General features: G+C 61.7%; 17 protein-coding genes. 11 read left to right on the top strand and 6 right to left on the bottom strand.

Annotation, left to right across the window (positions count from 1 at the left end; translation table 11 throughout):
- Positions 1 to 1,922 precede the first annotated feature (1,922 nt).
- From NMG80_RS20530 to NMG80_RS20510, 5 genes are all read left to right on the top strand, one after another.
- The gene (locus tag NMG80_RS20530; protein WP_254019781.1) at positions 1,923 to 2,819 is read left to right on the top strand and encodes a substrate-binding domain-containing protein; all 897 of its coding nucleotides are present in this window, start codon (positions 1,923 to 1,925) and stop codon (positions 2,817 to 2,819) included.
- Positions 2,816 to 4,273, top strand: a complete 1,458-nt coding sequence (locus tag NMG80_RS20525; protein ID WP_254019780.1) for a sensor histidine kinase — start codon at positions 2,816 to 2,818, stop codon at positions 4,271 to 4,273. Before NMG80_RS20530 ends, NMG80_RS20525 begins: the two co-directional genes overlap by 4 nt.
- Entirely contained in the window at positions 4,263 to 5,606 is a 1,344-nt protein-coding gene (locus NMG80_RS20520; RefSeq protein ID WP_254019779.1) for a sigma-54-dependent transcriptional regulator, read from the top strand. Before NMG80_RS20525 ends, NMG80_RS20520 begins: the two co-directional genes overlap by 11 nt.
- A 152-nt stretch (positions 5,607 to 5,758) precedes the next feature.
- Entirely contained in the window at positions 5,759 to 6,286 is a 528-nt protein-coding gene (locus NMG80_RS20515; RefSeq protein ID WP_254019778.1) for an arsenate reductase (azurin) small subunit, read from the top strand.
- 12 nt (positions 6,287 to 6,298) lie between these two features.
- Positions 6,299 to 8,908, top strand: coding sequence for an arsenate reductase (azurin) large subunit (locus NMG80_RS20510; RefSeq protein WP_254019777.1), 2,610 nt, complete (start codon positions 6,299 to 6,301; stop codon positions 8,906 to 8,908).
- 149 nt (positions 8,909 to 9,057) lie between these two features.
- On the opposite strand, the gene NMG80_RS20505 is transcribed toward NMG80_RS20510, so the two are convergent.
- The 3 genes from NMG80_RS20505 to NMG80_RS20495 all read right to left on the bottom strand — a co-directional run bounded on the left by NMG80_RS20505 (position 9,058) and on the right by NMG80_RS20495 (position 12,344).
- On the bottom strand, positions 9,058 to 10,581 hold the full coding sequence (locus NMG80_RS20505; protein WP_254019776.1) for a xylulokinase: 1,524 nt from the start codon (positions 10,579 to 10,581) through the stop codon (positions 9,058 to 9,060).
- An 82-nt stretch (positions 10,582 to 10,663) separates the two neighbouring features.
- The gene (locus NMG80_RS20500; protein ID WP_254019775.1) at positions 10,664 to 11,632 is read right to left on the bottom strand and encodes a shikimate dehydrogenase family protein; all 969 of its coding nucleotides are present in this window, start codon (positions 11,630 to 11,632) and stop codon (positions 10,664 to 10,666) included.
- A gap of 73 nt (positions 11,633 to 11,705) precedes the next feature.
- Entirely contained in the window at positions 11,706 to 12,344 is a 639-nt protein-coding gene (locus tag NMG80_RS20495) for a glucose-6-phosphate isomerase (protein WP_254019774.1), read from the bottom strand.
- A 102-nt stretch (positions 12,345 to 12,446) separates the two neighbouring features.
- On the opposite strand from NMG80_RS20495, the gene NMG80_RS20490 reads away from it, so the two are divergent.
- The 6 genes from NMG80_RS20490 to NMG80_RS20465 all read left to right on the top strand — a co-directional run bounded on the left by NMG80_RS20490 (position 12,447) and on the right by NMG80_RS20465 (position 18,738).
- Positions 12,447 to 13,220: an orotidine 5'-phosphate decarboxylase / HUMPS family protein gene (locus NMG80_RS20490; protein ID WP_254019773.1), complete on the top strand. Its 774-nt coding sequence runs from the start codon at positions 12,447 to 12,449 to the stop codon at positions 13,218 to 13,220.
- Complete coding sequence (locus NMG80_RS20485) at positions 13,205 to 13,711, top strand: SIS domain-containing protein (RefSeq protein WP_254019772.1); 507 nt, start codon at positions 13,205 to 13,207, stop codon at positions 13,709 to 13,711. Before NMG80_RS20490 ends, NMG80_RS20485 begins: the two co-directional genes overlap by 16 nt.
- A gap of 218 nt (positions 13,712 to 13,929) precedes the next feature.
- On the top strand, positions 13,930 to 15,402 hold the full coding sequence (locus NMG80_RS20480; protein ID WP_254019771.1) for an ABC transporter substrate-binding protein: 1,473 nt from the start codon (positions 13,930 to 13,932) through the stop codon (positions 15,400 to 15,402).
- 74 nt (positions 15,403 to 15,476) lie between these two features.
- Positions 15,477 to 16,613 carry a carbohydrate ABC transporter permease gene (locus NMG80_RS20475; RefSeq protein ID WP_254019770.1) on the top strand — a complete coding sequence of 379 codons (1,137 nt, stop codon included), beginning with the start codon at positions 15,477 to 15,479 and terminating at the stop codon, positions 16,611 to 16,613.
- Positions 16,610 to 17,656, top strand: coding sequence for a carbohydrate ABC transporter permease (locus NMG80_RS20470; protein WP_254019769.1), 1,047 nt, complete (start codon positions 16,610 to 16,612; stop codon positions 17,654 to 17,656). The genes NMG80_RS20475 and NMG80_RS20470 overlap by 4 nt, the downstream gene beginning before the upstream one ends.
- A 5-nt stretch (positions 17,657 to 17,661) precedes the next feature.
- On the top strand, positions 17,662 to 18,738 hold the full coding sequence (locus NMG80_RS20465) for an ABC transporter ATP-binding protein (RefSeq protein ID WP_254019768.1): 1,077 nt from the start codon (positions 17,662 to 17,664) through the stop codon (positions 18,736 to 18,738).
- Positions 18,739 to 18,744: 6 nt separating this feature from the next.
- On the opposite strand, the gene NMG80_RS20460 is transcribed toward NMG80_RS20465, so the two are convergent.
- From NMG80_RS20460 to NMG80_RS20450, 3 genes are all read right to left on the bottom strand, one after another.
- Positions 18,745 to 20,253: a tripartite tricarboxylate transporter permease gene (locus NMG80_RS20460; protein WP_254019767.1), complete on the bottom strand. Its 1,509-nt coding sequence runs from the start codon at positions 20,251 to 20,253 to the stop codon at positions 18,745 to 18,747.
- A gap of 10 nt (positions 20,254 to 20,263) precedes the next feature.
- Positions 20,264 to 20,737: a tripartite tricarboxylate transporter TctB family protein gene (locus tag NMG80_RS20455; protein WP_254019766.1), complete on the bottom strand. Its 474-nt coding sequence runs from the start codon at positions 20,735 to 20,737 to the stop codon at positions 20,264 to 20,266.
- An 87-nt stretch (positions 20,738 to 20,824) separates the two neighbouring features.
- Positions 20,825 to 21,796 carry a tripartite tricarboxylate transporter substrate-binding protein gene (locus tag NMG80_RS20450; protein ID WP_254019765.1) on the bottom strand — a complete coding sequence of 324 codons (972 nt, stop codon included), beginning with the start codon at positions 21,794 to 21,796 and terminating at the stop codon, positions 20,825 to 20,827.
- Positions 21,797 to 22,106 lie beyond the last annotated feature (310 nt).

Below are 22,106 nucleotides of genomic sequence, written 5' to 3'. Positions count from 1 at the left end.
CCTAAGTTAGCGCCTATGGGGCGCTGTCCCTCCGCTATCAAAGGTCCTGCACCCTCGTGACGCTCTGATATCTTGGAATGAATGCCACGCCATTTTTGCAGAACCTGGCACACACAACTGGCGCCGGTGCGGTGGTCAGCCGCCACTCCCGACTGGGCAGGCGAATTAAGGAGACAGATCGCTGTTGCGAGCCGGTGGCGCTAGGCTTCTTGAGGCGGATATGCATCGATATAGCACCCGATAACTGGCTGGGCCTCCCGAGCGGAGAATATGCGTTACCTGAAACAGACTGTACGGCTGCACAAAAAGTGGATTAGTATAAGTCGGCTCTATTGACTTATCACGCGGTGCCGTAGCATAGGTGAAGTACATTTCACGTTGTTCTATAGACGGTCTGGATTAGCATAGCGCATCGAATTCGATTCATCTAATACGGTGGATCTCGCCAGGGGATATTCGTGGAGCTCCACGGGCAGAACGGGTTGATGTGGTTAACAAAACAGCCGCGTCAGAGGTGCTTTTGGCTGGGTATAATATGTGGCGGTGAAAGATGCGTACAGCAATCGTGACTGTATGAAGGCTCCAAAGTATGTTGGGTATGGGCGAGCGGATGAAGATAAAAGATATTATATATAGGGATATAGACGAGGTGCCTCTCGCCGAGTATGTTGAGGCATTCTCGTTTCTTACCCCTCGTGTGGATGATAAAAACATTCAGACAGATGTCGATGCTCAGAATGCGAAAAGTAAGTACTTGATTGCATACGAATGTTACAGAATATTGATTTCATTACTGGTTGTCTTTTTAGTTATTTTTGCTAACGTGATAATATCTGGAAATGTACAACTTGACTACGAGAGAATTATGCGAGGAAATTCTTTCATGAAAGCATGGCCTTGGATAAAACCATATTTTTGCAATTCTTGGAGGCGAATCAACTTGATTCGTTTAGGCATCGGAATGACTACTATTGGTTCTCATATTTATGCAGTGTAACCAGCTCAATATGGATATTATGGATACTCTGGAGAATTTCGGTCGAGTTTCGTCGATCTGACAGAATGAATGTCTCCGATTCTGAATATACGGCTGTGCTGCGGGCTATTGGAATTTTACTTGTTGGAACATTGATTAGTTTTTTTGCCGCGAAGGCTAGTTTTTCAGAAGGATATTCATTCTACGCACCATCTCTGAAAGATGCAGTTGTCGCATACTCTATAAAAAAGATTTTATTAATTTCGTGCTTTTATGCAATGTGTGGGCTGTCCGTTTTTGTAATAACTATGCTCTTTAGGTACAGGCGAATCTAGTGGCTGCGGCTGGATGCCAATCGGCCGGGGGACAGTGGCAGTACAAACTTACGTCCCACGGATAATCTCGACATATGCCGGCAGCGGGCAAAATGGCCTCTTCAATCGAATGCCTGGTCGATGATGTCAAACCCCAGCTTGGCCCTCGCTTTGCAGCGAGAGTACAGTATGAGCCAAATCCGAAAAATCTCGATTGGGATTACATCGTGGCGCGTACCGACCACATCAAACGTGAAGAGGCGCTACTTAAGCAACGAGGCTTAAGCTCTACTCGCAGTCAGGCGTTAAGAGCAACATGTCGGGCGTTACTGGCATTTGCGCGACCTGGAGCTCACGCTGACGTCCCCATTCTGATGCCACTCTGGAGTTGGTGATATCACCATCCTGCCGGCTCACGACCCTGAACCGCTCTGGCGGCCGATTCATGCTGTTCGACAAGCAGGTAGGAATGCCCCTGATGGATGACAAGCCGGGCGAGCCCTGTGCATCCGAGACGGGATGCGTCGGCTCGCTCCAAAATCCGGCTCCGTTTTTGCAGTTCCTGGACCTCTGCATTTTCGGATATGATCGGCTCGACCGGGCACCCTCTCGCTCCGGTCGGGAGGCAATTGTTGAGGAACCTAGGCAACCCGCACAGGACCACCGACGGCGTTCCGATCACACGACGTGATCTGATTGCGGCCGCCGTTTCGGGTGCGGTCTTCGCCCCCGTTGCGCTTGGCGCCGAGGAAGAGAGTTTCAAATTCGGCCTGACGCCGGTCTTCCTCTCGAACGATCTCGAACTGCTTGGCCATCTGCGCAGCTATCTCAGCGCCAGGATCGGTGGCCGGATCGAGCTCGTGACGCGCCGCACCTACCAGGAAATCACCGCGCTGCTGGTTTCCGGGCAGATCCAGTCGGCATGGATCTGCGGCTATCCCTACGTGCAGTTCAAGGCCGATCTCGACCTTGTCGCAACCCCGGTCTGGCACGGCAAGCCGCTCTACCAGTCGTACCTGATCGCTTCGGCCGATCGTAAAGTCGACGACTGGAGCGGACTAAAAGGCGACGTCCATGCGTTCTCGGATCCTGATTCGAATTCGGGTTCTCTGGTGACGCGGGCGCTGCTTGCGGAGAACCGCCAGCTTCCCGGCAGCTTTTTCGCGCGGAGCTTTTTCACCTATGGCCACCGAAACGTCATCAGGGCCGTCGCCTCCGGCCTCGCCCAGTCGGGCAGCGTCGACGGTTATGTCTACGAGGTCATGCGTGAGACCGAGCCGGATCTGGTGAAGCAGACCAGGATTGTGCGCAAGTCGGAATGGCTGGGCTTTCCGCCAATAGCGTCGCCGAAGTCCGTCGCCAACGATCGACGCGTCAGGGCGTTGCAGCAGGCCCTGATTTCCATGCGCGATGATGCCGAAGGTCGGAAGGTCCTTGCCCTGCTTCGTCTGGACGGGTTCGTGGCAACCGATCCGTCGCTGTTCGACGCGATTGCGGCGAAAGTGGAAACCGTGAGGCAGTTGGGATGAAACTGCTCCGGCGTCTCCGATCGATTCCCGTCTCCTACCGCGTGCCGGTCTTAGTGGCTTTGCTCATGGTGGTCATCAGCGCGGCCATTTCCGAGCGCGTGCTCAACCGGCTGTCACGGACACAGGAAAGCTTCCTTAACGGCCTTGCCGAAACCTATCTGGACGGACTTTCGTCAGCGGTCGTGCCGGCCGTGTTGCGGGCCGACGTCTGGGAGGTGTTCGACGCGCTCGACAGGTCGTCGGCGTCCTATAAATCGCTCGCGCCGATCGAAACCGTGGTGACCGGCTCAGACGGCAGGGTGCTCGCAGCGAGCGATCCGAACCGGATCGCGACCTATTCCGAATTGTCGGCCGATTATCGCAATCGCTATGGGCCGGATGTCGTCACCATCGACAAGGCCAAATTGACCGGGTTCGCCCACCGCGATCTCGTCTATCAGGGTCAGCCGATCGGGACCATCCACGCCACATTCGATGTTTCGCATCTGTTTGCCGAGCGGCGTGCGATTCTGGTCACCCTGCTCGTTACCAACGGCGTCCTTGCGGCGTTGTTCGCGCTGGGCGGCTTCGTGCTGGTGAGGCAGATGATCGGCCCGATGCGGGTGCTGGAGGACCACATGCGCGCCGCGGCGCATGGCGCCGCCGAGCCGATCTCGTCGCGGGAAATCCCGGCCGGAGACTCCGAGGTCGCAGGCCTGTTCCGCGGCTACAACGCCCTTGTCCATGCCGAGCGTGAGCGCGCGAACTTCGCCATGCAGCTCGCCGAGGAAGAGAAGCTGTCGAGCCTCGGGCGTCTCGCTTCCGGCATGGCGCACGAGATCAACAATCCGCTTGGCGGCCTGTTCAACGCATTGGATACGTTGAAGACCCATGGCGAGACCCCCGGTGTTCGCGACACATCGATCAGCCTGATCGAGCGCGGCCTTGCCGGCATTCGCGACGTGGTCGAGGCCGCGCTTGCGACTTATCGGCCAGAACGATCGCAGCGGCCCATGACGGCTGCCGATCTGGATGATATCAGTCTGTTGCTCAAGCCGGAGTTGCGCCGCAAGCGGCAGCGGCTGGATTGGAGCGTCGCATGGAACGGTGCGCGGGAATTGCCCATCCGAGGCGGTCCGGTCCGTCAGGCGATCCTCAATCTCCTCCTCAATGCCAGCGCGGTCACTCCGGAAGACGGGACGGTTTCGCTGACGGCGATGAGCTGGGAAGACCGATTGCACATCGAAATTGGCGACCAGGGCTGCGGAATGCCGGCCGACATCGCAGGGATTCTCATCGACCAGGACCCCGGTCCGGCGGTGCGCGCGGGGCGTGGCCTCGGCCTCTGGATGGTCCGCCGCGTGGTTGACGATCTCGGCGGACGTGCCAGTATCGCAGCCAGAAGAGGGGGAGGGACGGCGGTCACGCTGACAATTCCCTTCGACAGGGAGGATGTCAAAGCCCATGCTGCCTGAGCGCGCCCGGATAGGCCTCGTCGAGGACGATCCCGTCATGGGCGGGTCGATCGTCCAGCGCCTCGAGCTCGAGGGCTGGCGGGTGACGTGGTGGCAGTCAGGCTGTGAGGCGATTTCTGAAATCGCTGGCGAGTCCGACTCGCTCGATCTTGTTATTTGCGACGTCTGCCTCCCCGATGTCTCTGGAGAGGTGGTATTCAACGAACTCGCCAAACTGCCGAACATTCCGCCCTTCATGTTCGTCACTGGCCACGGCGAAATCGATCAGGCGGTCCGCCTAATGCGGTCAGGCGCGGTCGACTTCATGACCAAGCCCTTCGCGATGGACGAGTTCCTTCGCCGCATCGATGCCGGACGACGGACGACGCAAAGCCAACTCCGGCTGAACGGTTACTGTCTCGGAGAGTCTGCCGGCATTCAACGTGCCGAAGATCTGCTCCATCGTTACGCCGCGCATGACCTGCCGGTGCTGATCACTGGGGAAACCGGGTCCGGCAAGGAGGTGGCGGCCCGGCTGCTCCACCAGATTTCTTCGCGTGGCACCGAGCCGTTCATCGCGGTCAATTGCGCAGCGATTCCTGCAGAGCTCCTCGAGAGCGAGATATTCGGACATGAGAAGGGTGCATTCACGGGCGCTCAAGCTCGCCATCTCGGCTACGCTGAACGTGCAGGCAAGGGGACACTGTTTCTCGACGAGATCGGTGACATGCCTTTGCCCCTCCAGGCGAAACTTCTCAGGCTGATCGAGGATGGAAGTTTTCATCGAGTCGGTGGTGAAACGCCCGTCGTCTTCCGTGCGCGCATTGTGACCGCGACGCATCGTGATCTTGCCCAACGCGGCGGCCCCACAGGTTTCCGAGAGGACCTCTACTTCCGACTGGCTGTCCTGCCGATCCATATTCCGCCGCTCAGAGAACGTTCTGAAGACATCGACTGGCTGATGGATCGGTTTCTTCAGAATGCCGCCGCCCGCTCGGACACCCGCATCCGTGGATTTAGCGCGCTGGCCAAGGAAGCAGCACTCGTCCACCCTTGGCCAGGGAACGTTCGGGAGCTCAGAAACCGCGTCGACCGGGCGGTGGCGCTGGCGACCAACGAATGGATCATGCCCGGTGACCTGTTTCCAGAACACGCATCCAAGCCTGGCGATGCCGCATTCGTGCCGCTCGCCGACGTCCGCGATGCTGCGGAACGCCGCCAGATTGAGCGCGCGCTTGAAGAAACTGGAGGCCAGATCGCAAAGGCAGCAGCGCTTCTATCCATTTCGAGAACGACCCTGTGGGAGAAGATGACGCGCTTCGGTCTTGCCGAGCGAGCGCGTTCGGAAACCTGAACGTTCGGCGCTGCAGCATGTTCGGATTTCCGAACGTGCAGGCCCCCTTGGGGCTGGCTTTCCAGCAGTTTCCCAAATGAAATCGACGGCTTCTCCGGTTGGCACAGGCGTTGCAGGGCCGCTTGCGACGATTTCGCCAATGGGAGGAATGCATGGATCGCTGCAACAAGCTGGTCGACGTCGGCCGCCGTCAATTCTTGAGGGGAGGGGCTTTCGCCGCCGCCGGCATGGCCACTGCAGTGGCCATGCCGGCGCAAGCTCAGACCAAGGCTGCGCCCGGTCTGGCGCTGGTCGAATACCCGTCGAACAAGTTGGCCAATATAGCCGACTTGAAGCCGAACGAGCCTTTCGATGTCGGCTACCCCGATGAGAACGCGCCCGGCGTGCTGCTGAAACTTGGAATGAAAGTGGAAGGTGGTGCCGGTCCTGACGGCGACATCGTCGGCTTCTCCACCATCTGCCCGCACAAGGGCTTTCCGCTGAACTACAACGCCGAGGACCGCACGCTGAACTGTCCGGGCCACTATTCCCGCTTCGACTGCGAGGCGGGAGGCCAGCAAATCTGGGGGCAGGCGACGCAGAACCTGCCGCAGTACCTGCTTCGCGTGGATGACAAAGGCGACGTGTTCGCGGAGGGGCTCGACGAGCTCATCTACGGCCGCCTGTCGAACGTGCTCTAGAGGAGATCTGTCATGGCCTACAAACGTCAAATCGGCCGCCTGCCGATTATCCCGGCGGACGCGAAGGTTCACAACGTCGTCTGCCACTACTGCATCGTCGGCTGCGGCTATCACGCCTATACTTGGGACACGAATCACCAGGGCGGCACGGCGCCCGACCAAAACGTCTTTGGCGTGGACCTATCCCAGCAGCAGGAGGCGGAGACGCCAGCCTGGTATTCCCCTTCGATGTACAACATCGTCAAGCAGGACGGCAAAGACGTCCATATCGTCATCAAACCGGACAGAGACTGCGTCGTGAATTCCGGGCTCGGCTCGATCCGCGGCGCCCGCATGGCCGAAATGAGCTTCAGTCGGCAACGCAACACGCAGCTTCAGCGCCTGACCGACCCAATGGTTTGGCGCTACGGCCAGATGCAGCCGACCTCCTGGGACGATGCGTTGGACTTGGTGGCCCGCGTCACTGCGGCAGTGATTAAGGAACAGGGCGAGGAAGGCGTATTCATCTCGGCCTTCGACCACGGCGGTGCCGGAGGCGGTTACGAGAACACCTGGGGTACTGGGAAGCTCTATTTCGGGGCCATGAAGGTCAAGAACATCCGGATCCATAACCGCCCGGCCTATAATTCCGAGGTCCACGCAACACGCGACATGGGCGTCGGCGAACTCAATAACTGCTATGAGGATGCGGAGCTTGCCGACACGATCATGGTGGTCGGCGCAAATCCTCTGGAGACGCAGACAAACTATTTCCTGAACCATTGGATTCCGAACCTGCGCGGGACCTCCACGGAAAAGAAGAACAAGGAGTTGCCGGGCGAGCCGCACGAGCCAGTTCGCGTCATCATCGTCGATCCGCGGCGAACGGTGACCGTGAACGCGTGCGAAATCGAGGCGGGCAAGGAGCGCGTCCTGCACTTGGCGATCAACTCCGGTACGGATCTGGCGCTGTTCAACGCCCTGGTGACCCACATCGGCCATCAGGGCTGGACGGACAAGGATTTCATCGCGGCGTCAACCAATGGCTTCGACAAGGCGCTGGCCGCCAACCGGACGACGCTGGAACAAGCCGCTGAGATCACCGGCCTCACCGTCGACCAGATCAAGCAGGCGGCGGCCTGGATCGCCGAGCCGAAAGACGGCAAGCGTCGACGCACCATGTTCGCCTACGAAAAAGGCCTGATCTGGGGCAACGACAACTACCGAACCAATGGCTCGCTCGTGAACCTCGCGCTGGCGACCGGAAACATTGGCCGCCCCGGCGGCGGCTGTGTCCGCCTGGGCGGCCACCAGGAGGGCTATTCCCGGCCGTCGGACGCTCACGTCGGTCGACCAGCGGCTTACGTCGATCAGTTGCTGATCGAGGGCAAGGGTGGCGTACATCACATCTGGGGATGCGATCACTACAAGACCACGCTCAACGCACACCAGTTCAAGCGGCGGTACAAGGAGCGCACCGATATGGTGAAGGACGCCATGTCCTCCGTCCCCTACGGCGACCGGCAGGCGACTGTCGATGCGATTGTCGGTGCGGTCGGTAAAGGCGGCCTGTTCTCGGTCGACGTGGACATCATCCCGACCAAGATCGGTCAGGCGAGCCATGTCTTGCTGCCTGCCGCGACATCCGGCGAGATGAACCTCACCTCGATGAACGGCGAACGGCGCATGCGGCTGACGGAGCGCTACATGGACCCGCCCGGCCAGTCGATGCCCGACTGTCTGATCGCCGCGCGCTTGGCCAACCACCTGGAACGGGTTTTCCGCGAAGCGGGCGACAACGCCGTCGCGGATCAGTTCAAGGGATTCGACTGGCAGACCGAAGAAGACGCCTTCATGGACGGCTACCACCAGCACGAAAAGGGGGGAGAATTCGTCACCTACGCCCGGCTGCGCGCGATGGGGACCAACGGTTTCCAGGAGCCGGCAACCGGCCTTGGCGAGACCGAGCCGCTGGCAGCCGGAACTTCGACGGGTGAACCAGGTGAGGTCCTCGGCGGCCCGGCCATCGAGGGCGCGCGCGGCAAGGAGCCTGTGCAGAAGGCAGCGCCGACCAATGCGGGATCGCCCCCCGAACCGGCTGCGGGGACCGAGCGCATCATTGGAACCAAGCGCCTTTACGCCGACGGCAAATTTAACAAGGAGGACGGCAAGGCCGTTTTTGCCGAGACGCAGTGGAGGGGCCTCCAAGCTGCTGGCAAGCAGGAGGAGAAGGACAAGTTCACCTTCCTCATCAACAATGGCCGCACCAACCACGTCTGGCAGAGTGCCTACCTCGACCAGCAGAACGAGCTGGTCATGGACCGCTGGCCCTATCCCTTCATAGAGATGAATCCTGCCGACATGGCAGAACTATCGCTGAACCAGGGGGATCTGGTTGAAGTCTACAATGACAACGGCGCGACCCAGGCGGCCGTGTATCCGACACCCACGGCAAAGCGGAAAGAGACATTCATGCTGTTCGCGTTTCCCACTGGGGTGCAGGGCAACGTCGTGTCGCCAGGGGTGAACGAGTTCATCATTCCGAACTACAAGCAGACCTGGGCGAACATCCGGAAAATCTCGGATGCGCCGGAAGGCGTGAAGCACCTGTCGTTCAAGTCGCAGGAGTATCAGGCGACCTGAGGCGGCTCGGGCACTCATCCGGCTACCGAGCCGCCGACCAAAGCCATGAGGCAGCGGCGGCCTCGAGCTTCTCCTTGGGATTGCCGAGCGCTACGACCGAGTCTCCGATGTGCGCAAAGCCCTGTGCGATCGCCACGCGATCGCAGACGTCACGGCTGCGTCGGCCGCGTGGCGGCCGCCAGGGCGTCGATGTCGTCGTAGAGCGCCTGGCTGTGGTGGTAGAGCTGCTCGAAAACCGGTTGGGTGCGGCTGTAGATTTCGGCCCATCCGGGGTCCGGCAGGATTTCGGCGCCGTAGCTCACAAAGCGCTCGGTCGCCTGTTCGACGCGCGAGAAGCGGCCTGTCGCCGTCGCGGCCATCGCGGCACAGCCGACAATGCCGCATTCGGGCTCCCGCGGGACCAGGATCGGAATGTTGAAGGCACTCGCCTTGATCTTCAGCCAGAGTTCGGTGCGCGCCCCACCACCGGCGGCGATGACGCGCTCCAGCGGCTTGTTCGACGCGTGTTCCATGATGCGGATGTGGCGCGTCATGGCAAAGGCGATGCCTTCCAGGATCGAGCGGTGCAGATGCTCCATGCCATGCGCGGCGCCCAATCCGAAGAACTGTGCGCGGGCGTTGCGATGGCGCCCCAGACGTTCGCCGGTGAGAAAGGGCATGAAGAGCAACGCGTCGCAACCGGCGGGCGCCTCGGCGGCGCGGGCAACGATCTCGTCATGGGACAGCGCGTTGTCGTGAAAGGCACGGCGGGCCCAGCGCATGCCGTCGCCGCCGGTCTCCAGCAGCACGAATTGCGCCCAGTTTCCTTCGACCGTCGCAACGTTCGAGATTTCCGGGTCAAGCAGCGGCTTCTCCGCGATAACAGTGATGATGGCGCCCGTGCCGGTGCTGTCGGAACCCATTCCCGGGCAACAGGCGCCTGAGCCGAGCAGTGCCACCGGATAGTCGGCGCCACCGACGAGCACGGGGGTTCCGGAGCGCAGGCCGGTGTCGAGCGCCGCCTGTTCGGTGACGTGGCCGACGACATCCAGCGGGTTGCGGATCGGCGGCAGTTTGGCGGCGTCAAGACCCATGCGCTCGATCATCACCGGCGACCAGTCGAGCCGCTGTGGGTTCATCAGGAAGCTGCAGGACGCGTCGCCTGTATCCATGGCAATCTCGCCGGTCAGCCGGTAGTTGATGTAATCCTTCGGCATAACGGCGACTGCGCTGCGGGCGTATGCGGCGGGATCGTTGTCTCGGACCCATTGCAGTTTGAAGCTCGGCCATGCCGGGGTCGGCGTGTTGCCGCTTTCGGGCAGGTAGCTGTCCGGCTCGTTCGCTTGCTCGAAGCGACGGACGTGATCGACGGTGCGCTTGTCGTTCCAGAGCGGCGCCGTGTCGCGCGTCAACGCTCCGTGCGCATCGAGCAGGACCAGCCCGTGCATCTGCCCGCAGACGCAGACGGCGGAGATGTTTTCGCGGGCGCCGTCGACGCGGTCCAGCACCGTCTTGACGCTGGCTCGCGCACCCTCCCACCAGTCGAGCGGCCGCTGTTCGGCCCAGCCGAATTCCGGCACGATCTGGTCGTGCTCTCGCGACGCAAGCTCGAGGATCTTGCCGGTGACATCGATCAGTGCGGCGCGGACGCTGCCGGTGCCGACATCGATGGCGAGGAAAAGCTCGCCGCTCATTTCGACAGAGTCCTGAGATGGGCAAACATGTGACCCCCTGTCTATCGGTCAAAGCGAGCACGGCGTGACGAGACCCACGGCATCAGCCTTTCGCCGCTTCGATGGCGATGCGCGACATCTCGTCGAAATCCGGCCCCGACACCGGGATCGCGATGTCGAAGACCTCTGCGATCACCTGCGTCCAGCCATGCAGGAAATACGTCCAACCATCCTCGATCTGCAACTGATGTCGGGCCTGCTGCCGCCTTGCCTGGTCGAGGAAGATCAGGTCCCCGCGATAGTTGAGATCCCAGGCGATGCCGCGCTTGGGGAACACGCCGCCATCGGTAATCGGCGAGCCGGGCGCGTCCTTGCCAAGTCCGGTCGCGTTGATCGCGAGCGAGCCTGGTTTCAGCGCCGCCAGCGTCTCGTCATTGATCTCGGGTCGGTCTGCCAGGACATATTCGACCTCGACCGTCGACATCATGTCTTTGTGGATGCGCTCGATTTCATCAAGACGCGGCTGCCAGCGGTCGCTGACAATGATGCGCGAAGGCAAATCGGCGCCACGCTGCTTGCGCATCAGGTGCCAGGTGATTGCTATCGTCGATCCGCCGGCGCCCATGGACAGGACTTCGGCGCCGGTGTCCGCAAAATATCCCGCCGGCATGAAACCGTCTATCGCAAGGCCGGAAGCGATCGGATCCTTGGCATGGCAGATCAGTTTGCCGCCCCGCTTCGACAGGCAGCTGGTCTCGTGCATCAGGCGGGCGTGCGGATCGATCACGTCGAACAGGTCGCGCGCTGCGTTGAAAAGATCGATCTTGTGCGTGGTGACGAGCGCGCCAAGCGACAGCGGGTCGGATTTTATGAAGGAGACGACCTCACGATAGGCCTCCGGATCGGCATGGAGCGGAAAGTCGATGCCCCTGAGAACCGCATCCCTAAGAACCGCATCCTTCAGCCCGAGGTGGCGTGCCCATGCGGGGAAGACCCGCATGATCGAACTGCTCGTCGTCGTGACGCCGATAAAATAGAATGTCGGCTGGGTGGCCGGCCGATAGCGGCTCATTCGCCATTCTCCCGGATTTTCTCCGCGCGCAGTGCAGCACTGCGACGTGAAGCAGCGATCTCGAAGCGAGCGTTCATGCCGGCACCATGCCGGATTGCCCATAGAGGGCGGAGATCAGCTTCGCGTCACGCGGTCGCCAATCCGGGTTGTCGACTTGCCTCCAGCCTCCATCGCCGGCGACCACGCGCGAGCGCATGCCTCCCGATCTCGCGATGATCTCGTAGTCCTGCCCTGAATCGGCGGGGTAACAGAACAGCATCACCAGATCGTCGTCTCCGACATTGATCGAGCGGTGGATCCAGAACGGCGGAACGTAACAGACGGTCTGGGCATCCATCGGCAGGATGCGAACCTCGCCCTCCGGCGACTCCATCAGCATGAGACCGTGCCCTTTCTGGCCATAGTAGATCTCGGGCCGGTCGGCCTGCCTGTGGATATGACCGCGCGTCATGAAATACTCGTCACCGACCCTGCCGGGCGCCATGCGCGTGACGCCGAAAATCAGATCGCCCGATTGGTCGGTCGGTCGGAACTCGGAGACTTCGTAGACGATGCGCTCGCCCCATGTCGCGCGCATCGCTTCGAACGCCGCGGCGTCAGCATAGAGCCCGTCCAGATCGCGGAAGCGCTTCTGGTAGCTGCCGGTTGCATTTGCCATCGCACCAGTCGACAGATCGACCTTGCATCCAATGGGCTCAAACAATCTCGTCAAAGGACTACCTCATATCGCAGGTGGCATCGGCGCTGATCTGGCCCGCACCTCTGCTTTCGACAAGAACCACACTTGCTTTGCAGGGCACGATTTGTTCTCCCTATGCAGACCGGCCAGGAGGTTGCTGGATTATGGCAGATTTCGACCACGAAGCACACGACAGTGGGTTGGGCGTCATGCCGCACCCGCTATCTTAAGCAATCCAAGAGAACCGCCTTGCTCCTCCAAGTCGCCTTCGACAAGCCTGAACACCTGGCTCTGCTCGCGCAGATGAAGGAATTTGCCGACATTATCGAGATCGGCACGCCATTGCTGAAACGCCTCGGCCTCTCGGCCATCACCACGGCGCGCGAGCTCTGCCCTGAAGTCATGGTGTTGGCTGATACCAAAACCGTCGACGGCGGCCAGCTTGAGGCTGATATGGTATTCGGCGCCGGTGCCGCGTTCATGACGGTGCTGTCGTGTGCTTCGTCCGCCACGCATGAGGCGGTCGGAAAACGTGCCGCCGCCTTCGGCGCGACGATCGTCGTCGACACCATCACCGAGGCGGGCAAGGCAGAATTGCTTCCCTTGAATGCTGTCTTCCCCGAAAGCTTCGGCTACGTCGCCGTCCACTCGCCAACCGATGCGCGGCTGGCCGGCAATATTTCCACGTCACATATCGACGCCGTCAGAAAGATGCATGATCGTGGCTTTCTGGTTTCGCTCGCCGGTGGGATCGGCCCCGACACGCTGGAAGCGGTGATCGCAGTCGAGCCCGAAATCCTCGTGGTTGGCAGCGCCATCACGGAATCCGCAAGTCCGAAAGAGGTAGCACGATGGATTCGCGACAGATTGCCCAATCCAGGCCGTGGCTGGCCGTGGGACAGGAGATAACCGACCTACTCGGCCGGATCGACGCCGACGCCTTCGCAAGGCTGGTGCAGGCGTTCGATGACCCTGATCAGCGATGGTTCTTTTCCGGGCAGGGACGCTCCGGCCTTGTCGCGCAGATGGGTGCGATGCGCCTTATGCATCTTGGCCGAGCGGTGCATTTCGTCGGTGAGGCATCGGCGCCATCGCTCCGCAGGGGCGATGCGCTGCTGATCATCTCCGGCTCTGGGGAAACGCCGGTCAGTACAGGCTTCGCCCGCATCGCCAAGGCGGAGGGCGCCAAGGTCGTTGCGCTGACGCATAAGCCGGCCGGGACCCTGGCCGGCATTGCCGATGTCACGCTGCATGTCCCTGTCGAGAAATCGCAACAGTTTGGCGGCAGCCTGTTCGAGCAATCCTGCCTGATCCTGCTCGACAGCATTGTGCTCTTCATGGCGCAGCAGATAGCCGACGCGCACAGACTGATGTTGCACCGCCACACCAACTTGCAGTGACGCCATGCCGACGGTGTGAGCATCGGTGACGCGGTGCATCAGCCGGGAAGCTCGCTGGGTGCATCATCTTCCGTAGCGGCAAGGCACTGGACTCGCTGTGTGATGCCGATATTGTAATTGATGAGCGTTGGTGCCGTGCTCCGGCGACGGCAACCGACGGGGAGATACCGGCGGCTTGGTCGCAGGAACAAGTCCCGGTCAACATGGGAGGAAGTCTGATGAGAGTTGGGGCCATTCTGGCCGGCGTTTCGGCCATTTCCGCGCTGGTTGGCGCACCTGCCTTGGCGCAGGACAAACCGTTTGCGGGCGTTACCGTGAACGTCATTACGCAGACCGGTGCGATTCAGGAGCCGCTGCAGCGGCGCGCGCCCGAGTTCGAAGCGCTCACCGGCGCCAAGATCAATGTCATCGCGGTGCCCTTCTCGGATCTCTATCAAAAGATTCTCACCGACTGGGCGAGCGGCACCAACTCGGTCGACGCCGGCGTGTTCGCCCCGCAATGGATGGTCGACTACATTGCCGGCGGCTACCTCGAGGACCTGACGCCGCGGGTCGAGGCGGACAAGGACATCCAGCAGGACGATGTGGGCGCGTTCTTCCGGGACTTCTCCGAGAAATACAACGGCAAGACCTACATGATCACGCTCGATGGCGACTTCCACATGATGTACTATCGCAAGGACGTGCTCGAAGCGGCCGGCCTGGCGGTGCCGAAAACCTGGGACGAGTATCTCGAAGTCGCCAAGGCCACGCATGGCAAGGACATGAACGGCGATGGCACGCCGGATTTCGGCTCCTGCATCGCCAAGAAGCGCAACGCGCAGAGCTATTGGTTCGTCACCGATGTGGTCGGCTCCATGACCCAGTCCAAGGGAACCAGCCAGGGCACTTTCTTCAACACCAACGACATGACGCCGCTCGTCAACAACGACGCCTTCCGCAAGGCGCTCGACTTCCTGGCTGAATCGACCAAGTACGGCCCGCCGGACGAGCTCAACCTCGACGTCAGCGACACAAGGCCGCTCTTCGCTTCCGGCCGCTGCGCGCTGAACCTCGACTGGGGTGATGTAGGCACGATCTCGATCGACCCGGCCCAGTCCAAGGTGATGGGCAAATGGGGCGCGGCGATCATGCCTGGATCCAAGGAGGTCCTGAACTGGGCCACCGGCAAGCTCGAGGCCTGCACGGCGGAAAACTGCCCGCACGCGATCGACGGCGTGAACCATGCGCCATTCGCCGCCTTTGGCGGCTGGGGCGGCGGCATCAACGCGGCGGCCGATCCGAAGGTAAAGGACGCCGCCTACGCCTACTTCTCGTTCATGACGCAGCCGGCACAGTCGAACGCCGACGTGACCGTCGGCGGAACCGGCTTCAACCCGTACCGCACCTCGCAGCTCAGCTACAGCGACCTTTGGGAGAAGGCCGGCATGAGCGAGGAGGAGGCTAAAGTCTACCTGGGCGCGATCAACGACAGCATGAGCAGCCCGAACATGATCCTCGACCTGCGCATCCCACAAAATCAGAAGTATCAGCAGGTCGTGCTCGACGAGGCGGTGTCGCGCTTCCTCGCCGGCGAAATCGACAAGGAAGCGACGGTCGCGGCGGTCGAGGAAGGCTGGAATGAGCTGAACGAAGAGATTGGCAAAGACGAGCAGCTCAAACTTTACAAGGCGACCATCGGCGCCAAATAGGCAGTCAAGCAAACGACCCGGCGTGGCATCGGTCCGCGCCGGGCCTGATGCCTGCCCCACTTTCTCAGGATATGATGACCGCAACCGACACCATGCCAGACGCTGCCGACCGCCGCAGCTGGGCCGAATGGCTGGACGGTCACTCGGGCCGGATCATGGTGCTGCCAGCCGTCATCGTGCTTCTCTGCTTCGCGATTTTTCCGCTCATCATATCGGCCTATCTCGCGCTTTCGCGCTTTGCGCTCGCGCCGGGCGGATTCACGCTGAAATTCATCGGACTTTTGAACTTCCGCAAGCTGCTGGTTGGCTCGCAGCAGTATCACCTGCTCGGTAAGTTTGGCACGTTCGGCTTTGTCCAATTCGCTTTGCTGGCCTTGATCGCGGCAGGGCTGTTTTTCCTCCTCGCCCGCTACTTGTTGCGTGGCAGGCCGACCGTCGTCGGCACGGTTGGTCGCCTTCTCGCGACGGCGATGGCGATGGGCTTGGCGGTGCTTGCGCTGGCCACCATGGCGCCGGGCGGCGTGCCAGGGACTGTCGTCAATACGCTTCTCTACGTGTTCGTCGGCGTGTCCGTGCAGTTCGCACTGGGACTGGGCCTAGCGCTGCTGTGCGGCCAGCCGATCCGTGGCCGGAATTTCTTTCGCGTCCTCTTCTTCATCCCGCTGATGGTGACCCCGGTCGGCATCGCCTACACTTTCCGCATGCTCGCCGACATGCAGAAGGGGCCCTTCGCCCCGCTCGTGCGCGCTTTCGGCATCAGCGAGTGGTCGTGGGCGACGGAGGCCTGGTCGGCACGGCTGATGGTATTGGTCGGCGACACCTGGCAGTGGACGCCGTTCATGTTCATCGTGCTGCTGGCGGCCATTGAGAACCAGCCGCGCGATCAGGTCGAGGCGGCGCGGCTTGACGGCGCCAACGGCTTCCAGATTTTTCGCGACATTACCTGGCCAGCGATCGCGCCGATTGCTGCTACCGTCGTGCTGATCCGGCTCATCGAGGCTTTCAAGATCATCGACCTGCCGAACGTGCTCACCGGCGGCGGTCCCGGCCTGGCGACGGAATCGATGACGCTCCATTCCTTCATTTCCTGGCGCACCCAGGATCTCGGTGGCTCGGCGGCTATCGGCTACATGCTGCTCTTCATCTCGACCATCGTATGCGTCTCGTTCTTCAACTTCGTGGTCCGGCCGGCGCGCCGGTTCGAAGCATGAGCGCCGAGCCGCGCTCGCTGGCGCGCCGGCTGTTCGAGCCGGCCTCGATCGATAGCCAGGCGCCGGTCGCCAGGGTGGTGACCTATGTGCTGTTGTTCCTGTGGACGCTGGTTGTGGTGATTCCTCTCTACTGGGTGTTTATCACGTCCTTCAAGGGGCCCGGAGAGGTCGACAACGGGCCATTCTATCTCCCGTTCGTCGACTTTGCTCCCTCGCTTCAGGCATGGGACTTCATGCTCGTGCAGAATTACACGCTGCGCCCTTACATGAATTCGGTCGTTGTCGCGGTCGCTAGCACACTGCTCGCAGTCCTGATCGGCTCGCTGGCGGCCTACGCGCTCGTGCGTATCCGCTTCCAGGTGAAGCTCGCCGCCGTTGCAATCTTCTTGATCCTGCTCACCGCAATCATCGTGGCGGTGGCCACTTTCGGCGTGCGGTGGGAGATCGCCATTGTTGTGGCGGCAGCCCTCTTCGTCATTGCGCTGTTCACGCTCGTTGGACGCACGAAGCTTGCGGTCGGCAACAGCGACATTGAGTTCTGGATCATCTCAAACCGTATCATGCCGCCGATCGTCGCCGTGTTGCCGATCTACGTGATGTTCCAGCAGATGCGCCTGCTAGACACGCAGGTGGCGCTGATCGCCACCTACACCGCCATCAACCTGCCGATCGTCGTGTGGCTGACGCGCGATTTCTTCGCCGGCATCCCGCTCGACCTCGAGGAGAGCGCACAAATAGATGGGGCCTCCAAGTTCCGCGTTTTCTTCACCATCGCGCTGCCGCTGGTGCGGTCCGGCCTGGTCGCGACCTTCCTGCTGGTACTGATCCTTGCCTGGAACGAGTATCTGCTGGCCCTCTTCCTCTCCAATGCCGATGCGCAGACCATGCCGGTTCTGGTATCGGCACAGAACACTACCCGCGGGCCGCAATGGTGGAACATGTCGGTGTTGATCACCGTGATGATCGCCCCCGTGATCATCATCTCCAGCATCCTGCAGAAGCACATCGCGCGCGGACTGCTGGTCGGCGCAGTGAAGGGCTAGTCGATATGCGGGTCACCCTGTCCGATATCTACAAGTCCTTCGGCGCGGTCGAGGTGGTCAAAGGGCTCGACCTTGAGATCGAGGACGGCGAGTTCCTGGTGCTGCTCGGCCCTTCGGGCTGCGGCAAGACGACGGCGCTGCGTATGGTCGCCGGGCTTGAATCGGTGAGTTCCGGGCGCGTCCTCATCGGCGACCGCGACGTCACCCATGTGCTGCCCAAATATCGCGACGTGGCGATGGTGTTCCAGTCCTACGCGCTTTATCCGCACATGACCGTCGCTGAGAACATCTCATATCCGCTGAAGCTGCGGGGGGTGCCGCGCGCCGATCGCGACGCCTCCGTGCGCAGCGCCGCCGTCAAGGTGCATCTCGAGGAGTTCCTCGACCGCTATCCACGGCAGCTTTCCGGCGGTCAGCGGCAACGGATCGCGCTCGCCCGCGCCATGGTGCGGCGGCCGAGCGTCTTCCTGATGGACGAGCCGCTCTCCAATCTCGACGCCAAGCTGCGTGGCCACATGCGCTCGGAGCTGAAACGCCTGCAGGCCGATCTGGGCGTGACGACGATCTACGTCACCCACGATCAGATCGAAGCCATGACCTTGGCTCACCGTGTTGCCATCATGAACCGCGGCGTCGTGCAGCAGATCGCGACGCCCCGTCAGATCTACGACGATCCGGCGAACCTGTTCGTCGCCGGCTTCATCGGCTCGCCGCCGATGAATTTTCTTAGGGGCGAGCTGGTCGAGGGTAGCTTCGCCTGCGCGGAAGGGCGATTTGCGACCAGCGTTGCCGAAAGCCGGAAAAAGGTCACTGCCGGCCTTAGACCCGAGGATTGCCGGGTCACCGGCCCATCGGAAGGCAAGATTGCGGCGCGGGTCTATGCCGTGGAACTGATCGGCGATCATACCTTGATCACCTGCCAGTTCGGTGGGGCCACCGTAACCGTCAAGGCCGACAAATCGGCGCACTACGACATGGATGAGCCGATCGGCATCACCTTCCAGGATACCGCCGTCTTTCTGTTCGATTCGGAAACCGGGGCCCGCATCGGCGGCCGCGCCGGTCGACAGGCGGCCGCTTGACTCTCGCTAATTCTCCTCCACAAACACCTCTTCGCGCTTTTTCTTAACCGCCGGCAGGAAGACGATGACGAGCACGGCGAGCGCGATGAAGAGCAGGCCGGCGCTGATCGGCCTCGTGACGAAGGTGGTCGGGTCGCCGCGCGCGAGAATCATCGCGCGACGCAGGTTTTCCTCGAGCAGCGGGCCGAGCACGAAGCCGAGCAGCAGCGGCGCCGGTTCGCAGCGCAGCTTGGTCAGGAGATAGCCGAGCAACCCGAAGAAGGCGACGGCGTAGAGGTCGTAGATGTTGGTGTTGACGCTGTAGACGCCGATCGAGCAGAACGCCATGATGATCGGGAAGAGCACGTAATACGGGATCGTCAGGAGTTTCACCCAAAGCCCGATCAGCGGCAGGTTCAAGATGATCAGCATCAGATTGCCGATCCACATCGAGGCGATGATGCCCCAAAACAGCGCCGGCTGTTCGGTCGCGACATTGGGGCCGGGCACGATGCCCTGGATGATCATCGCGCCGATCATCAGCGCCATGACCGGGTTGGCCGGAATGCCGAGCGTCAGCATCGGGATGAAGGAGGTCTGCGCACCGGCATTGTTGGCCGATTCCGGTCCGGCGACGCCTTCGACGGCGCCCTTGCCGAATTCCCCGGGGTTTTTCGAGATGCGTTTTTCGACCGTGTAGGAGGCAAAGGCTGCAAGGATCGCGCCGCCCCCCGGCAGGATGCCGAGCGCCGAACCGATGATGGTTCCGCGCACGATCGGCGCCGCCATGCGGCGAAAGTCCTCGCGGGTCGGCATCAGGCCGGAGACCCTTCGGATCATCACCGCGCGCTCGTGCTCGTTTTCGAGGTTGCGCAGGATCTCGGCGACGCCGAAGACGCCGACCGCCACCGCGACGAAATTCAGCCCGTCGGCATATTCGCGGATGCCGAGCGTGAAGCGCGGCGTGCCGGTGTAGATGTCGGTGCCGACAATGCCGAGCAGCAGGCCGAGCACGACCATCGCCAGCGCCTTGACAATCGAGCCGTGGGCGAGCGCGACGGACGAGACGAGGCCGACGATCATCAGCGAAAAATACTCGGCCGCGCCGAATTGCAGCGCGATCGCCGTCAGCGGCGGGGCAAAGATGGCGACGAGGAAGGTCGACACCGTGCCGGCGAAGAACGAGCCTATCGCCGCGATGGCGAGTGCCGCCCCGGCGCGGCCGTTCTTGGCCATCTGGTAGCCGTCGATCGCGGTGACGGCTGACGAGGATTCGCCGGGCATGTTGATGAGGATGGCGGTGGTCGAGCCGCCATATTGCGCGCCGTAATAGATGCCGGCGAGCATGATCAGGGAGGAAACCGGGTCGCCGATCTGGAAGGTGATCGGCAACAGCATGGCGATGGTGGCGGTGGCGCCAATGCCGGGCAAAACACCGATCAGCGTGCCGAGAAGGACGCCGATCAGGCAGAAACCGAGATTTGCCAGCGACGTGGCCGTCGAAAAGCCGAGCGCGAGGTTGTCGAGGAGTTCCATGCTCATCGCCTCACAATGCCGGCCAGGAAGGCAGCCACGGGCCGAAGCGCCGGAACGGCAGGCCGAGCGCATAGCTGAAGACGAGGAACGCAAACAGCGTCAGGCCGGCGGAGAGTACGAGCGCAGTCAGCGGCCTCATGCGACCGCTGGCAAAGGATGCGATCAGCGCCGTCAGGAAGATCGAGGGGAGGAAGCCTAGGCCGCGCACGGTCAGGCCGAAGAAGATCGGGGCAGGCAGGATGAACAGCATGCCGCGCCAGGCTACATGGCCGATCGGCTCGCTTTCGAAGCGCACCGCTTCGACGAGGATGATGGCGCCAAGCAGGATCAGCACGATTGCCAGGACCAGCGGGAAATAGCCCGGTCCCATGCGGAAGGCGGTGCCGATCTCGAGGCCGAGCGACTGCAGCGCGAAAAATCCACCGAGAAAGATGAACAGCGCGGCGCATATGCCGTTGGTCGTGTCGATTGTGAAAGGTTTCATGACGTCCTCCCAGTGCCCGCGCGGCGGGCGCGCCCATGCCGGTTTGAAAAAAACGGGGCGCTGATGGGCGCCCCGTTTGTAAAAACCTCAGTCGGCGTACTGGCCGGCGGCTTCGATGATCGGCTTCCAGCGCGCGATCTCGCCTTCCAGCCTGGCCTTCAGCGCGGCCGGAGTCGCGTCTGCTTCAGACGACGGCTTGGTGCCGAGCTCGGCGAAGCGGGCGACGACATTCGGGTCTTTCAGCGCGACCTGAAGCGACTTCGACAGCCGCTCGGTGACCTCGGCCGGCGTGCCCTTGGGCGCGTAGAGGCCGTGCCAGATGCCGACCTGCACTTCCGGGAGACCGGCTTCCGTCGTCGTCGGGACGTCCGGCAGAACATCGAGGCGTTCAGCCGAGGTGACGGCGTAGGCCTTGATCGTGCCGCCCTGGATCTGCTTGGTGGTGTTGGTCGACTGATCGCACATGATGTCGACCTGGCCGCCGAGAAGATCGGTCATGGCCGGTCCGGTGCCCTTGTAGGGCACGGTGACCAGCGGCGTGCCGATGGCGCTCATGAACAGCATGCCGCACAGATGCGAGGCCGCGCCTATGCCGGCATTGGCCACGGTGACGGTATCCTTGTTGGCCTTGGCGTAGTCGACCAGCCCCTTCAGATCGGTCGGCTCGAGGTCCTTGCGGCCGACGATGGTCATCGGCACCTCGGTGACGAGACCGACATATTCGAAGCTGTTCAACGTGTCGTATGCGAGCTTTCTGTATAGCGTGGCGCTTGTCGCCATGCCGATGTGATGGAGGAGCAGCGAATAGCCGTCGGGATCGGCTTGGGCGACGCGACCGGCACCCAGCGTGCCGCCGGCGCCGCCGACATTCTCGACGATGATCTGTTGGCCGAGATCCTTCGACATGGCTTCCGCGACCAAGCGCGTGACCGTGTCGGTCGGGCCGCCGGCCGAAAACGGCACCACGACGGTGATGGTGCGTTCGGGATAGGCTTGCGCGCCCGCGGCGAACGAATACAGCGTGGCGGCGGCGGCCAGAGCGGCGGCGAATTTTCTCATCTTAATTTCCTCCCAGGATATGAATTCCCAACCAACTGCCTCGAGTTTCTCTCAACACTGGCTGTGGATGGACCAATAACTAGCGCAAGCTTGCGGATTGCAATCGGACTCAAACCGCAAACCGCTATTATACACAGGTCTGCGCAAATGGGTGGAAAGGTGCCATCGAGCCGGAGGCGTGCTGGCGGACGCGGACTGCCGGACACCCAATTCAGCCGCGCAGGATAATGCTGATCTGCAGTGATCCCTCGCCGCCCCCCTCTGTCCTGCCGGACATCTCCCCCACAAGGGGGGAGATCGGCAGCCGTGA

This window comes from Mesorhizobium escarrei (genome assembly GCF_935825525.1).
Taxonomy (GTDB): Bacteria; Pseudomonadota; Alphaproteobacteria; order Rhizobiales; family Rhizobiaceae; genus Mesorhizobium; species Mesorhizobium escarrei.
This window is presented reverse-complemented; position numbering and strand designations above follow the sequence as displayed.